Here is a 14,809-nt window from a genome sequence, read left to right on the forward strand (position 1 = left end):
GACGGTTCTGGCGCCATTACCCAGATTGAGAAGGATTGGCCAGATGGTGATAAGACGGTAGTTGATATCGATACAGATACCAAGGTGGTTACGGTTACTGAGACACCAAAGGGTCAACCAAGTTTGACTCCAGTCACAGTTCAACCAGGTCAAACTGGCAAGACTGGTAAGACATCAGTTACGAATAATGAACCGGGCAGCATTACCTTTGGGCATGATACGACAGGTACCGATGACAACGGAAACCCAACTACTGGTAAGACTGGTGAAACAGTGACGACTCCAGATGGGACGCGGACTTACTTCCAGGTAACGGGTGGCGTATCCACGACCCAGGATAATTACTACACCAACACCACCACCGATGATCCAAACGGCGGTAAGACGATCACGAAGACAGACGGTTCTGGCGCCATCACCCAGATTGAGAAGGATTGGCCAGATGGTGACAAGACGGTGGTTGATATCGATACTGATACTAATGTCGTCACAGTCACTGAAACGCCAAATGGCAAACCAAGCTTGACACCTGTCACAGTTCAACCAGGTCAAACTGGCGAAGCTGGCAAGACAACTGTTACGAACAATGAACCAGATAGCATTACCTTTGGCCACGATACGACTGAAACTGATAATAACGGCAACCCAACCACTGGGACAACTGGTGAAACAGTGACAACCCCAGATGGGACGCGAACTTACTTTAAGACGCTGGTAACCGGTGGCGTTTCAACCACAGCCGATGACTATTATGTTACGACGACTACTATTGATAAAGATGGTGGTCAAACGAAGACGACTGTTGACGGCAGTGGGGCGATTACTCAAGTTGATAAGACTTGGCCGGATGGTGATCAAACCGTGGTTGTCATTGATAAGACGGGTAATGCGATCTTTACCGAAACGCCAAATGGCAAACCAAGCTTGCCTAGTCAGACGGTTGCGCCAGGTGGGACAACGACGATTGGTGGCACAACGTTGGTTAACAATGAGCCAACGAATGGTATCCAATTGACCCATCAAACAACTAGCAACACCATTGTTGAAACTGTTGATCATGGTGGTGCAGTGAACGTTGTGGTTACGCCAAATAACAACAGCGGTGACAATTCAATTGCCACTGATACTGGCGCTGGTACTGGAACGGGCACGACGACGCCAGAAACACCAACCAATGGTGGCGACAACACCACAACAGGCGTCGACAAAGGAACTGGAACTGAATCAACTCACGGTCAAACAACGACTGGTGGTTCTTCGACAGGTTCAACTGGCAATACCGGCATGAATACTACTGCTGCGCAAGGTCAAGCTGTGAGCGGTCATCAAACTGCTGTAGCTGGTACGGATAGTCATATTTCTGACCAGACTCAGCAGACAGATGCGCAAGGTAAATTGCCACAGACAAACGAAGATGAGAGTGCTGCGGGTGCAACCCTTGGCCTGAGCCTACTTGGATTATTGGCTGCACTTGGCTTCAAGCGTAAGAAACGTGATGATGAGTAATCGTCATTGAGTTTTAAAAACGTGAACTAAGTCACACAAAAACGACTTATCAATATCCTGAAGGGGATGTTGGTAAGCCGTTTTTTGGGTTGAAATTAATGACGGTTGAAAATGAAAAACCGGTACAACACGTGCACCGGTTAAACTCAATTATGGTATTAAAGATAGCGAAGGCGAAAAACCTTTGCGGGACGACCAGGACGATTCTGAGACGCTGTTCCCACCATCTCAAAGATATGCCGATGGTTCTTTTTGAAGTTGGAGTTATCGATATCTTCCAACTTGATATGCTTAAAAATAGCAAACACCCGACGTGCTTGTTTAAGGGTGAACATGGAGCCCAAAATCAACAGAATGTTAGGCTGATAATCCAATTTGTTCGTGATGCGGTCACAAGCAATTTTGAGGATCCAATCATGATCGAAGGCCAGGAACGTCTGTGGATCAGCTTCACGCTCTGACAACGCAGCATAATAATCAGTCTGAACCGTAATTGGTGTGGTCGAAAATTGATATTGACCGTTGGTAAAAGTATTTTGATCGCCGTCCGATCCCATGCTAAACCAGCGAGCGTCACTGGCGCCGTAACTTGGGACCAAATGAGGCATTTCTGGTAAGAAAGTCATGTAGGCTAACGAAAGGGTTCGTTGGCCCGGCGTTCGTTCTGGGTGAGTGAAAGTGGCTAGTTGTTCAGTATGAAAGCCAGCTAATTCTAAGCCGATCTTTTCACGGACTAAGCGCAGTGCGGCTTCATCGGCACTTTCATCCGTTCGCATCACGGTTTCAGGCAGCGCCCAGTATTGTTCGAAGGGTTGATCAGTTCGCTTGACGAGTAACAAATTAACTTGGTGATTTTCACGGTCAAAACTCCAGATTATGTTTGTGATATTGATTGTAAATTGTTTTGCCATATGTCTTTCCTCCAAGATATTGTTACTTTTTTAACTACTACCTTTATTCTACTTTAAAAAGTTTAAAAATAAAGTATTTACCTTTATTTAAATCGATTTTTACAAGGAACTGTGAAAACGCATACATCAAAGCCCTATATGGTTTATAATGGTGGTGTCAATAAAATATTGGAGGTAATCACTGATGACAAAGATCTTTGGTAGTCCATCAACGTATGTTCAGGGTAGCGGCGCTTTATTCGACAGTGCTGAGGCATTGCACAAGCTAGGTTCCAAGCCCGTCGTAATGGCAGACGCCACCGTTTACAAAATTGTGGGTAAAGCCTTTATCGATTATTTGAATCAGCAAAAGTTTGATGTTCACAAGGTGACTTTTAAGGGTGAAGCATCCGAAAAAGAAATCAACCGGATCACGGAAATCGGCAAGGACTTCGGTGCTGACTTGATTATTGGCCTTGGTGGTGGCAAGACATTGGATTCAGCTAAAGCCATTGCTGATAATCTCAAGTTGCCAGTGGCCATTTTGCCAACACTAGCTTCTACGGATGCGCCATGTTCAAGGTTGTCGGTGATTTACACGCCAGACGGTAGTTTTGAGAAGTACCGTTTCTACAGCAAGAACCCTGACCTAGTACTGGTTGATACTCAGCTAGTTGCCAATGCACCGGCGCGCCTATTAGCTTCCGGGATTGCGGACGCTTTAGCAACCAACGTTGAAGCACAAGCGGTGGCCAAAGCTAACGGTCAGACCATGCTGAACGCTAAACAGACCCTGGTAGGTAATGCCATTGCTGAGAAGTGTGAAGAAACACTCTTTGATTATGGGACTCAGGCGCTGGACGCAGCGGAAGCTCACGCTGTCACTCCTGCACTAGACAAGATTATTGAAGCCAATACCTTAATGAGTGGTGTTGGTTTTGAAAGTGGCGGTTTAGCGGCTGCTCACGCTATTCATAATGGGTTGACATCGTTGTCTAACGAAGCGCTTCACGAGAAGACCCACGGTGAAAAAGTAGCCTTCGGAACGTTGACGCAGCTCTTCCTTGAAGGACGCGATACCGACGACATCAATACTTATCTAGAATTTGATTTAGCCTTAGGGTTACCAACCACTTTTGCTGACTTAGGAATCGCTGACGTTTCGGATGACGAACTGTTGCAAGTTGGGCAAGTTGCAACTGCACCAGCAGATACCATGTCTGAAATGCCATTTGAAGTTACCCCAGAGGACGTGGTGGCCGCGATGAAGGGCGCAAATGCGTATAGTCGGGCAATTCAGGGTTTAGCTTAAATATATTAAAATAACCGTTAAATACCATGGTTTTCAGCCGTCAAAAGCGGTGAAAATCATGGTATTTTTATGGCCGATAGGACTGTGATGCTCAGTCGTTGAATGGCTGTCACTTATTGATTGTTAAATGCCACTAATCGCGGTAAAATGATAGCCGTTCTAAATAGGCAAATTAGATGAGCCATGTGAGGAGGGGAACAACATTAACACGCAAAGTCGCGCTTACCGCATTTCAATCCTATCGTTATTTATCGCAATTGTTTTTATTCAGAGTATGGTCCCGTTTTTAGGGTATATCCCCGTGGGACCGTTCAGTATTGTTATTATTCAAGTGACGGTGGTCATCGCCGCCGTTTTACTCGGTCCTAAGGATGGTGCTTGGGTCGGCTTCACTTGGGGGCTGATTAACTGGATCCGTGCCTTTGTTTGGCCAACTAGTCCCTTAGCAATCTACGTATTAGTTAATCCGTTAGTCTCCGTTCTCCCACGACTGCTGGTGGGGCTGATCAGTGGCTGGGTACTGCTGAAGATGGTACGTAACGTCCACGAGGCTAAAGTGTGGCAGCTCTCATTGACCGGTATTATTGGGTCATTGGTCAATACGGTGCTGGTGCTGGGCTTTATGGCCGGGATGTACTATATGGGCTGGTTACCCCTTGATAAATTGAACGTTCAGGCCTTCATGCCGTGGTTACTGGGTATCATGGCGACTAATGGCATCCCTGAAGCAATCATGTCGGGAGTCTTAGTGCCGTTGATTAGTAAACCTTTGCTTCGATTCGTAAAATAAAAATTCAATGAGACCGTTTGCCAAAATCTAGCTCCGCTAATTCTTTTCTGCTATACTGAAGATTCTAAGAAAGAAGCGGAGGAAAAAAATTATGAAGATCGTGGTATTAGCGGGTGGTCGCTCAACGGAACGCAACGTGTCCCTATCTTCTAGTGCTAAAGTAGCGAATGCACTACGGCGCAAGGGCTATGAGGTTGCTTTGGTCGATTTATTTCTAGGCTTGCCAGATGCTGACAAGCAGTCAATGGCAAACTTGTTTATGAGTGAGGAACAGGACATTGATCTCAATATTTCGGATGAGATCATGACCGATGACGTCATCAACGCTTTGCGGCCGGATGGCTCTACTCAGTTATTCGGACCTCATGTGTTAGACATTTTAGCCATGGCAGACATCGTTTGGATCGGTCTGCATGGTGGCGATGGCGAAAACGGTAAGGTTCAAGCTGTTCTTGATTTAAATAATATTCCGTACACCGGTAGTGGTGCGTTAGCTTCCGGGATCACTATGGATAAGAGTGTTTCTAAGGAAATTATGTTGTATAACCATATCCAAACCGCCAAGTTCGTGAATATCCGTAAAGAGGATTCCGGTACTGTTGTGTTACCATTTGGCTTCCCAGTAGTGATTAAGCCAGCTAATGGTGGTTCCAGTGTTGGGATGTATATCGCCAAGAACGATGAAGAATTCAAGGCAGACTTAAAAGAAGCCTTCGAATTTGACGATGAGATTCTGGTAGAGGAATACATTGATGGTCGTGAATTCTCCATGGCAGTGGTCAACGGTAAGGCATTGTCTGCCATTGAAATCATTGTCACTGACGGCTGGTACGATTTCGAACACAAATTTGTGACGGGGAATACCACTAAATTTGTCACACCGCCTGATATTCCAGACGATGTGCATGACGAGATGAAACAAATTGCGTTGAAGACCTTCAAGGCGCTAGGCTTGAGTAACTATGGCCGAATTGACTTTTTCTGGAACGACAATGGCTTGTACGTGATTGAAGCTAACTCGCTACCAGGAATGACGCCACTTTCACTGATGCCACAAGAAGCTGAAGCTGACGGAATTCGTTATGATGATCTGTGTGATCAAATCGTGCAGGGACAAGTTAAGGCTTTAGGTTTAAATGACTAATTAAATGATCACTAAAAAATAAGGGTGATTTCGATTCTTGTCGAAATCACCCTTATTTTTTGATATGGAGTGAACAGAAACCTGGAGATTACCTGCCACTCACAGTGCAGCCTTCCAACGTTACCCGGTCGCGACCTCGCTGCTTAGACAAGTATAGGCTGCGGTCAGCCAGTTTATAAATATCATGGACATTATACAGTTCGGCGTTGCTATTTGCCTGACCAACGGAGACGGTAATACTGACAACAGCATTTCCAAATTTGAAGGCCAACTGACTAATCCGCTGTCGAATCTGGTTGGCCAGTCCAGCAGCAAATTCCTGATTTGAACAGTCCGTGCGAGTGATCAGACAAAATTCCTCGCCACCGATGCGGTAGGCGGCTGATTCGTAGGGTGTACTAGCAGCAAAATTAGCTAATTCCTCTGCCACAGCTTTAAGAACGGTGTTGCCTGCTAAATGACCATAGCTGTCATTGATTTGTTTAAAATGATCCAGGTCAAATTCAAACACGGCATAAGGTTCCTGATTAGTTTGAAAGCTTTTATAATTTCTTGTGAGATCTTCATCGAATTTACTGAAGTTATACAATTGAGTCAGACCATCCAATTTCGCTAGTTCAGCTGTTTGATGGTTTTGTTCTAAGAGCCGGTTTGAAGCTAGGGTATATTCGATCCCAAGGACACTGAGAATTTCCAGTGCGATAAGTTGTCTCAGCCAAAAATAAGGATCGGTTGGTACAGCGAAGACACTCATAATCAATGCAAAGGAAACAAGGGCCATGGCATCCATGCCTAGGTACATCATTAGCGGGTGCTTAAGTAATCTTGCTCCCCAGTGATAACTCGCAAAGATTACAGCGATAAAGGCGAAGCAACAGATTACGGTAAAAAAACTGATTTCCTTTGAATAGTACCAAACGTAGGCGAGCATTAGTATCACCTGAGAAGCAGTAGCAATCGGCAACTTCAGGTAAATGTTAAGCAGAAAAGAACAGATAATGAGCATGTTTAAAAAAGCCCAATGCATTCCGAAAGCAGCTGGTGCCACCGAAGAGTTGAGCCAAGATTCGCCCCAAAGATAGGTATAGAAAACAATGCTAAGAATTGTTTCCACCAGTGGTCGAAAGCGGTTGATCCAGCTATTAGATAATTGCTCCAACCAGAGCAAAAAAGAAATTGCACCACTTAAAACGATAATGTTAGTAATCAAAGACAGAGTAAACGATGCCCAAATAACGGATGTCTTAATAGTCAACGCCCCCGATACGGATAAATCAATTATCATAATAATAACAGAATGACAATCAGTTTTAAAATATTATGGCAGACATCCTTAATAGTCCTGAGAACAATCAGTAATGAGTAACATAAAAGCACCTGACATCGCCAATATTGGTGGTGTCAGGTGCTTTTATAAATCCGTATTAAACTTCATCGTTATCGGATTCTGGATCCGTTTCGGGTGCTGCTTTGATTAATGTCAACTTTTTCTTATTGATCACAACGCGATCGTGGTACTTATCCAAAATTTCTGTATCGTTACTTTTAAACGTAACCATAAAGGAATTTTGGTATGCTTTATCGATGAACCCGGTAAAGTCTTGGCCTTCCAGCTTGAAACCTACTTGATCGCCAATTTTCATAGAACTCATCTCCCAAAATTAAACATTCATATAAGTTACTCGAAAATTGATGATTTGTCAATGAAATGAGTACTTTTTATGGTAAAATTTGAAATTTAATTGATATTTGTAAGGGCTTACAGTTGAAGATTCGGTTATCACTCGATATAATTAGTTGTGTAACATAGGACTATTATATTTGAATTATTACGGGGTGTTTTGGTGATAATTCACTAGGCTGTTCGTTTATGTGCATTTCGTAACGAGTCTAGACACTTTTGTTAGGGGGGGTATCATGTTAAATGCTGGTTTAACCGTTTTAGGTCTATCACGGTTTCAGTTTGCCATGACGACTGTGTTTCACTTTTTCTTCGTACCATTTTCAATTGGTTTAGCATTCGTTGTCGCCGTCATGGAAACCATGTACGTGGTCAGGAAAGACGAAACGTATAAGAAGATGGCCCAGTTCTGGGGCAAGATGTTCCTATATAGTTTCGCGGTTGGTGTGGTGACCGGGATCATCCAAGAATTTCAATTTGGGATGAACTGGTCGGAATACTCACGGTTTATGGGTGACATCTTCGGTGCGCCATTAGCCATTGAAGCGTTGGCTGCTTTCTTCATGGAGTCAACTTTTATTGGGTTGTGGATGTTCACGTGGGAACGCTTCAAACCGGGGATTCACGCACTGTTTATTTGGTTAGTGGCGATTGGATCATCGCTTTCAGCGGTGTGGATCTTAGCAGCTAACAGTTTCATGCAAAATCCTGTGGGCTTTGCCATCAACAAATCCACTGGCCGGGTCGTCATGACCAGTTTCAGTGCCGTGGTGAAGAACCCGCAGTTATGGTTGGAGTTGCCTCACGTTCTCATGGGGGCTGGGATCACCGCTTCATTTGTTGTGGCGGGGTGCTCAGCATGGCGTCTGTTGAAGAAGGATCATGAATCCTTCTACCGGAAGTCATTGAACGTGGCACTGGTTATTGGTTTGATTGCAAGTTTAGGTTCCGTTGCTTCAGGGGACTTTCAGACGCGGTATCTGATTAAGGAACAGCCGATGAAGTTTGCTGCAATGGAAGGGTTGTATAAAGACTCTACCAATAAGGGTGAGTGGGCGATTTATAGCAGTTTCAACACGAAACAGCATAAAACCACGTCCTCGTTGGATGTCCCTTACGTTTTGAACATTTTAAGTTATCACAAATTATCAGGAACAATTAAGGGTCAAAATACCGTTAATAAGGAACTTCATGCCACCTATGACAAGAAGTTTGGCAAGGATATGAACTACTACGTACCGACGAAGACACTGTTTTGGAGTTTCCGTTTAATGGCAGTTGCTGGCGGATTATTTGCCTTGGTTGCCATCGTTGGTCTGTTCTTCAATCGTAAGAAATCGCAGACCATCATGAAACAGCGCTGGTTCCTGTACATTATGGGACTGATGGTCTGGCTGCCGTTCCTGGTTAACACGGCTGGCTGGTTCATCACTGAATTTGGTCGTTATCCATGGGTCGTATATGGCTTGCTGACCATCGCTGACGCCGTTTCACCGACGTCTACCGTGGGTTCGCTGCTGTTTACAAATATCGTTTACTTCTTACTCTTTGCGGGATTAGGACTGGTCATGATCATTCTCTCACACCGGGCGCTCAAAGCAGGACCGGATGCTGTTCAGATGAACGGTTACTCATCGGAGGATACTGAAGGTAAAGTCGAAGATCCTTATGGAACGGAGGCGTTTAACCATGACTAGTGCGCAAATTCTCTGGTTTTTACTGATTGGTGTGCTGTTTAGCGGTTTCTTCTTCCTCGAAGGTTTTGATTTCGGAATTGGGATGGCAGTCCGATTCTTTGGTCGCAACACTGCTGAACGCGATACCATTATTCAAACGATTGGCCCTCACTGGGATGGCAATGAAGTCTGGCTGATTACGGCCGGCGGTGCCATGTTTGCGTCATTCCCAATGTGGTATGCATCACTATTCTCAGGGTATTACCTGGTGTTATTCTTGATTTTGGTGGCTTTGATTTTCCGTGGTGTATCCTTTGAATTCCGCGCCAACATGAAGACTGCAACTTGGCGGAATTTCTGGGAATGGGCTGCTACTATCGGTAGTTTCTGTGCCGCTTTCTTATTCGGCATGATGTTCACCAGCATGATCGAAGGGGTACCGATGGATGCTAAAGGCAATATCTTTGGCAGCTTCACCACCTATGTCAACTGGTTCTCACTGGTCGGTGGTGTGGCCGTGACGCTGATGTGCTTGATTCACGGCCTGAACTTCTTACAGCTCAAGACATTAGGCACATTACGTGACCGCGCTCAAGCCTGGAACAAGGTTTTATACCCCGTTTTGATTGTGGGTGAAGTGCTGTTCGTTGTGCTGCTATACATCTCAACTGATTTCTTCGCAAAGAAGCCGGCAACCACTTGGTCAATCTTGATTGTGCTCGTACTGCTGACTTTAATCGCATGGTGGGGTGTTTTGAAAGCTCATAATTGGACCGCTTTTATTGCTAGCGGACTATCGCTGATCAGCATCGTGGTCTTGATTTTTAACGGGTTATTCCCACGGGTCATGATTGCCACGAACAGTGCCCATTCTATTTTGATTAAGGATGCTTCTAGTTCACCGTATACACTGCATATTATGACGATTGTTGCTTTCTCGATTCTGCCGATCGTTCTGGTTTACTTCATTTGGAGTTACTGGGTCTTTTACAAACGGCTTAAGAGTCCAAAAGCTGCTTAGCGTTTAAATAGGTGTTTAAAAAAATTCCCGAGTTCGAATTTAGAGCTCGGGAATTTTTTAGTTAAAAGTGGCATTTGTACAATTAACTCACGCACAAATCATAGTACATGAAAGCGGTTTAATGATACACTATACTTTGTATAGTATTGGAGGGGAGTAACTTGATAGATAAGCGTTTATTTAAAATTCCGGGAATTACACCCCGGATTATCATGATCGCGATTTTGACGCTGATTCAAGCCGTCATGGTCGTGGTTCAGGCACGGGCGTTATCGATTGCTGTAGTTCAGTTATGGGAGCTGAAGCCGCTAGTAACCATCGCAGTTCCGACCGCTGTTTTTGTACTGGGCTTCTTATGCCGTCATCTGATTACGGTGGCGCAGAACCGGACGTTTTATCCCTTTGTGGAGAAGACCACAGGGGAGATGCGTGAACAACTGATGACAAAATTATTTCGTCTGGGACCAAGTTTGGTTGAGAAAAACGGCACGGGTAATACAGTCACCATGGCCCTTGAAGGAATCGACAAGGTGCAGACTTATTTGATGCTGATCATCATTAAAATAATGGACATGGGGATTACCCCGTGGGTTATTTTGCTCTACATTGCTTTTTTGCAGTGGAAAGAAGCCGCCTTTTTGCTGGTCATTTATCCGGTTATTATTTTGTTCATGATCATTCTCGGCTTGGCGGCTCAGAGTAAAGCGGACCGGCAGTACGCGGGGTATCAGCGGTTGTCGAATAATTTTGTGGATACCCTAAGAGGACTCGGCACACTGAAACAGTTGGGACTGTCCAAACGGTATGCCAATAACGTGTATTCGGTGAGTGAAGATTACCGCAAGGAGACCATGGCAACGCTGCGAATCGCCATGACGTCCACCTTCGCGCTGGACTTTTTCACCACACTGTCAGTTGCCGTGGTGGCGGTGTTTTTAGGCTTTGATTTAATGGACGGTAAAATTATGCTATTACCGGCGCTGACCATTTTAACGCTAGCACCAGATTACTTTTTGCCGGTTCGCAACTTTGCCAACGACTATCATGCGACATTGAATGGTAAAAACGCGCTGAAAGCTGTTTTAGACGTTTTGGAAACACCTGAAACCAAGCACCGCGACGAACTGAAACAGTTAACTTGGCAGGATGATTCTGCGATTAAATTTGACGAGGTTTCGCTGACTTATGAAGACGCAGATCAGCCAACACTGAATCACCTTTCTTTTGAAGTTCACGGTTTTAAAAAAGTGGGGATTATCGGTGCCTCTGGTTCTGGTAAATCCACATTGATTAACCTCATCGGTGGCTTTCTGACGCCGGATGAACCAGGTCATGTGAGCTTGAATGGGCAGAAACTGGCACATTTAAGTCAGGAAGTCTGGCAACATAACAGCATTTACATTCCACAAGCACCGTACCTGTTCCACGCAACGCTTCGTGATAACGTTCGTTTTTATCAGCCGAATGCTGATGATGCGACCATTCAGGAAGCTTGTGACAAAGCGGGACTATCAGACTGGATTGCTGAAATGCCGGCTGGGTTAGACACCATGATTGGTGAAGGTTCTCGTGGTGTCAGTGGCGGACAGGCACAACGAATCGCGTTAGCCCGGGCTTTTCTGGATGACAGCCGAAAAATTTTGCTGTTTGATGAACCCACTGCTCACTTGGACATCGAAACTGAAGCTGCTTTGAAGGAAGATATGCTGCCTTTATTGGATAACCGGCTAGTCTTCTTCGCTACCCACCGGTTGCACTGGATCAACCAGATGGATTATGTGTTGGTCATGGATCATGGTCAGTTAGTGGAACAGGGGACACCTGCCGAATTAGCGAAACATGATGGGCCATACACGAAATTGCGTGCTGAAATGGGGGGATTACATGCACTCGATTAAACAGACATTTGCTCATGATACCTGGGTCATGCCTTACCTGCGTAAGTATAAGTGGCTGCTGATAATGGTGCTGTTCCTTGGCATGATGACCTTTCTTTCTGCTGCTGCGTTAATGTTTAACTCTGGTTATTTGATCAGTGAAGCGGCACGGCGGCCAGACTCCATTATTTATATCTATGTGCCGGTAGTTTTGGCACGGGCGTTTGGGGTTGCTCGACCGGTTTTCCGTTATTCGGAACGGCTGACTTCTCATAATTGGGTACTGCGGATCGTTTCTGATTTCCGTAAGAAGTTATATCAAGCTGTGGAAGTGAAGGCTTCCGCCATCAAGCAGACCCACCAAACTGGGGATATTTTAAGTATCCTAGCAGATGACATTGACCACATTGAAAATTTGTATCTGCGGACGGTTTTTCCCATCGTCATTGGCTGGCTATTATATTTGATCATCATTATTGGTGTGGGCGTGTTTAGCTGGCCGGTAGCCTTACTGATGGCACTGTTGCTTGGCGTGATCGTGTTAGTGATGCCACTGCTTTCCGTAGCAGTCAACGGTGCCCGTGAATTTAAGCAAAAACAGATTCAGTCCAACTTTTATACCAGTTTAACGGATGAAGTACTGGGCTTAACTGATTGGGTAATCTCTGGCCGTTACCAGGATTTTATGACATTGCAGAATAAGCCCATCAAGCAGATTGCCGCACTGCGGCGCAAGGATCATTTCTTCCAGTGGTGGCGTGGCTTTGGTGTCCAGTTCTTCTTCATGCTGGCGGTACTGACGTTATTGATCTGGTCGGGAACCTTTTTCACAGCCAGCAAGGGAATGGCTAATTGGATCGCCGCCTTCGCACTGACACTGTTTCCGATTGTGGAACCGTTTCTGGAAGTCAGCCAGGGTGCCAGTGAATGGCCGGTTTATCAGCAATCCATTGAACGGGTCAATCAGCTGTCCAACGATCAGCCTCAACGGGTTGCTCAGACGAAGTTGACTGAACCAGTTGACGAAATCAAGGTTGATCATGTGACCTTTAGTTATCCGGGTGACCATAAGCAAATTCTCAAAGACGTGTCGTTGAAGATCAAACGGGGCGAAAAAATCGCACTCCTAGGACCCAGTGGAACGGGGAAGAGTACGTTGTTGAAACTATTGTTAGGTGATCAGACACCCACAAGGGGTACCGTCACCATTAACGGGACACCGGTCAGTGAGCTGCAGGACCAGCGGGCGCAGCTTTTTGGGGTGCTGGATCAGCAACCATACTTGTTCGATACGTCAGTCATGAATAATATTCGGCTGGGTAATCTGGACGCAACCGATGAACAGGTTAAAGCCGCAGTTGAAGCCGTGGAACTTAAGCCGTTGATTGAGTCTCTGCCGGATGGGTACGATACAGAAGTTCAGGAATCTGGCTCGCGGTTCTCTGGTGGTGAACGGCAACGGCTGTCGTTGGCGCGGATTCTCTTGCAGGACGCGCCGATCATTGTGCTGGATGAACCCACGGTCAGTCTGGATCCCATCACTGAACGGGAGTTATTGGATACGGTGTTTAAAGTCCTGCACGATAAGACCATTATTTGGGTAACGCACCATTTGGCTGGTATTGACCACGTGGATCAGGTACGTTTTCTGGAAGATGGCGGCTTTGATATGCAGGGGACACCACGGGCGCTGTATCAGGATGAACCACGGTTTAGGAAATTGTATGAGTTGGATGAGGGGAAGTAAAAGAGTGTGAACGCAAGCGATTAGAGAGTGGAGAATAAGGCGCAGACCGCAGAAATCCCGGGTTTGGATTTTTGTGGTCTGCGCCTTATTTGCAACTCTCTGCTTGTGTGAACGCATTTCGGCAAAGTAAAAGGAAAACTCCATGAGTTTGGGATTTGTGCTGGGGTTCTTTACATGCAACTCTCTGCTCTCCTGAACACGTTTAAAGCAGCCGCCCAACAAACCGCCGCAAATCCGTTTGCGCCTTTCCTGTAGGCAGTTGAGTTAGCAGGTCATCAATATGGGCAGTTAGACGCTGGTACTGGACTTCGACTGCAGATTGGTCGAGTTGGCTTTGAACCAACTGAACGTCTTTTAGCGTTAACTCTTGACGCTTTTCAAGCAATCGCTGAATCTCTGGCTGGTTCATACTCAAAATAACCGGTAGCGGGTACTGACCATTTTGCAGGTTAGCCAGCAAGGCCTGTTGATCATTAAAAGCGAGTTGAATGTCCTGGCTAACTTGATATGCACTGCCAATCGTTGTTCCCAATTCAGCACTAAGCGTAACAAGTTCAGGGGTTGCACCCGCAATTTTAGCACCCAGTTCAGCGCTGAATTGAAAAGCTTCACCAGTGCGCTGATTAATTTCTGTAAAATAGTCGGCTACAGTTTCGGTGAAATCAAAACGGTGCTGAAGCTGGTCTAAATGGCCAGTTAGAATGCGTTGCATGGCCCTTAAATGATCAGAAAATTCGGATGAGGAAGGCGCCGTCTTCAAAATTTCTTCAAAGTAACGGGTAAACAAATAATCTCCGGCGTAAATGGCATTGCGCTGCTGATTGTGACCGGAATTCGGAATTTTCAGCTTGTCATCGGAAATTTGGTCGTGGAATTTAAGTGCCAGATGTAAGAGTTCCTGAGCACTGGCACCAGCTAATAACTGGTTTTGATCATGGTTGGGACCCAGTTCGGCAAACAGGTAAAAAATGCCCGGTCGCAGGAACTTGCCACCCGACTGAAGAAGTTTTAGTATTTTACTATGTATGGGTTGGTCTGGCAGGTCAATGGTTTTAAGCAGGTAACGTTGTAACTGTTTGAGTTGCTCTTGAACCTGTGGGGTTGTTGCCCAAAATGATAAGTTCATCGAATCCTGCTACTGATAACTTATAAAAAGTTATAGATC

The 14,809-nt window shown here is 45.5% G+C and carries 12 protein-coding genes; 8 read left to right on the top strand and 4 right to left on the bottom strand.

The window, feature by feature from the left end; translation table 11 throughout:
• A partial coding sequence (locus tag AC6H04_RS07030) for an LPXTG cell wall anchor domain-containing protein (protein ID WP_497571028.1) occupies positions 1 to 1,506 on the top strand: 1,506 nt, incomplete at its 5' end.
• Positions 1,507 to 1,664: 158 nt separating this feature from the next.
• On the opposite strand, the gene AC6H04_RS07035 is transcribed toward AC6H04_RS07030, so the two are convergent.
• Entirely contained in the window at positions 1,665 to 2,417 is a 753-nt protein-coding gene (locus AC6H04_RS07035; protein WP_497571029.1) for an NUDIX domain-containing protein, read from the bottom strand.
• Positions 2,418 to 2,601: 184 nt separating this feature from the next.
• Between AC6H04_RS07035 and AC6H04_RS07040 the strand changes: the two genes are divergently transcribed.
• From AC6H04_RS07040 to AC6H04_RS07050, 3 genes are all read left to right on the top strand, one after another.
• Positions 2,602 to 3,708 carry a glycerol dehydrogenase gene (locus tag AC6H04_RS07040; protein ID WP_497571030.1) on the top strand — a complete coding sequence of 369 codons (1,107 nt, stop codon included), beginning with the start codon at positions 2,602 to 2,604 and terminating at the stop codon, positions 3,706 to 3,708.
• Between the two features lie 256 nt (positions 3,709 to 3,964).
• Positions 3,965 to 4,498: an ECF transporter S component gene (locus AC6H04_RS07045; RefSeq protein ID WP_497571039.1), complete on the top strand. Its 534-nt coding sequence runs from the start codon at positions 3,965 to 3,967 to the stop codon at positions 4,496 to 4,498.
• A 91-nt stretch (positions 4,499 to 4,589) separates the two neighbouring features.
• Positions 4,590 to 5,642, top strand: a complete 1,053-nt coding sequence (locus AC6H04_RS07050) for a D-alanine--D-alanine ligase family protein (RefSeq protein ID WP_497571031.1) — start codon at positions 4,590 to 4,592, stop codon at positions 5,640 to 5,642.
• Positions 5,643 to 5,730: 88 nt separating this feature from the next.
• Here AC6H04_RS07050 and AC6H04_RS07055 read toward each other — a convergent pair whose 3' ends face one another.
• Together AC6H04_RS07055 and AC6H04_RS07060 are read right to left on the bottom strand one after the other, a co-directional pair.
• Positions 5,731 to 6,897, bottom strand: coding sequence for a GGDEF domain-containing protein (locus AC6H04_RS07055; RefSeq protein ID WP_497571032.1), 1,167 nt, complete (start codon positions 6,895 to 6,897; stop codon positions 5,731 to 5,733).
• A gap of 169 nt (positions 6,898 to 7,066) precedes the next feature.
• A complete protein-coding gene (locus AC6H04_RS07060; RefSeq protein WP_497571033.1) occupies positions 7,067 to 7,285 on the bottom strand; it encodes a DUF2187 domain-containing protein in 219 nt (72 codons plus the stop codon).
• 274 nt (positions 7,286 to 7,559) lie between these two features.
• On the opposite strand from AC6H04_RS07060, the gene AC6H04_RS07065 reads away from it, so the two are divergent.
• The 4 genes from AC6H04_RS07065 (at position 7,560) to cydC (ending at position 13,644) form a co-directional block, all read left to right on the top strand.
• Positions 7,560 to 9,020, top strand: coding sequence for a cytochrome ubiquinol oxidase subunit I (locus AC6H04_RS07065; RefSeq protein WP_497571034.1), 1,461 nt, complete (start codon positions 7,560 to 7,562; stop codon positions 9,018 to 9,020).
• A complete protein-coding gene (cydB, locus tag AC6H04_RS07070; protein WP_497571035.1) occupies positions 9,013 to 10,020 on the top strand; it encodes a cytochrome d ubiquinol oxidase subunit II in 1,008 nt (335 codons plus the stop codon). The genes AC6H04_RS07065 and cydB overlap by 8 nt, the downstream gene beginning before the upstream one ends.
• A 161-nt stretch (positions 10,021 to 10,181) precedes the next feature.
• Positions 10,182 to 11,918, top strand: a complete 1,737-nt coding sequence (cydD, locus tag AC6H04_RS07075) for a thiol reductant ABC exporter subunit CydD (RefSeq protein WP_497571036.1) — start codon at positions 10,182 to 10,184, stop codon at positions 11,916 to 11,918.
• Entirely contained in the window at positions 11,905 to 13,644 is a 1,740-nt protein-coding gene (gene cydC / locus AC6H04_RS07080; protein ID WP_497571037.1) for a thiol reductant ABC exporter subunit CydC, read from the top strand. Before cydD ends, cydC begins: the two co-directional genes overlap by 14 nt.
• A gap of 202 nt (positions 13,645 to 13,846) precedes the next feature.
• Here the strand turns inward: cydC and AC6H04_RS07085 are convergent, their stop codons facing one another.
• Positions 13,847 to 14,770 (bottom strand): polyprenyl synthetase family protein, encoded by a 924-nt coding sequence (locus AC6H04_RS07085; RefSeq protein ID WP_497571038.1) that lies wholly within the window; start codon positions 14,768 to 14,770, stop codon positions 13,847 to 13,849.
• Positions 14,771 to 14,809 lie beyond the last annotated feature (39 nt).

It is taken from the genome of Secundilactobacillus sp. MJ173 (assembly GCF_059704265.1).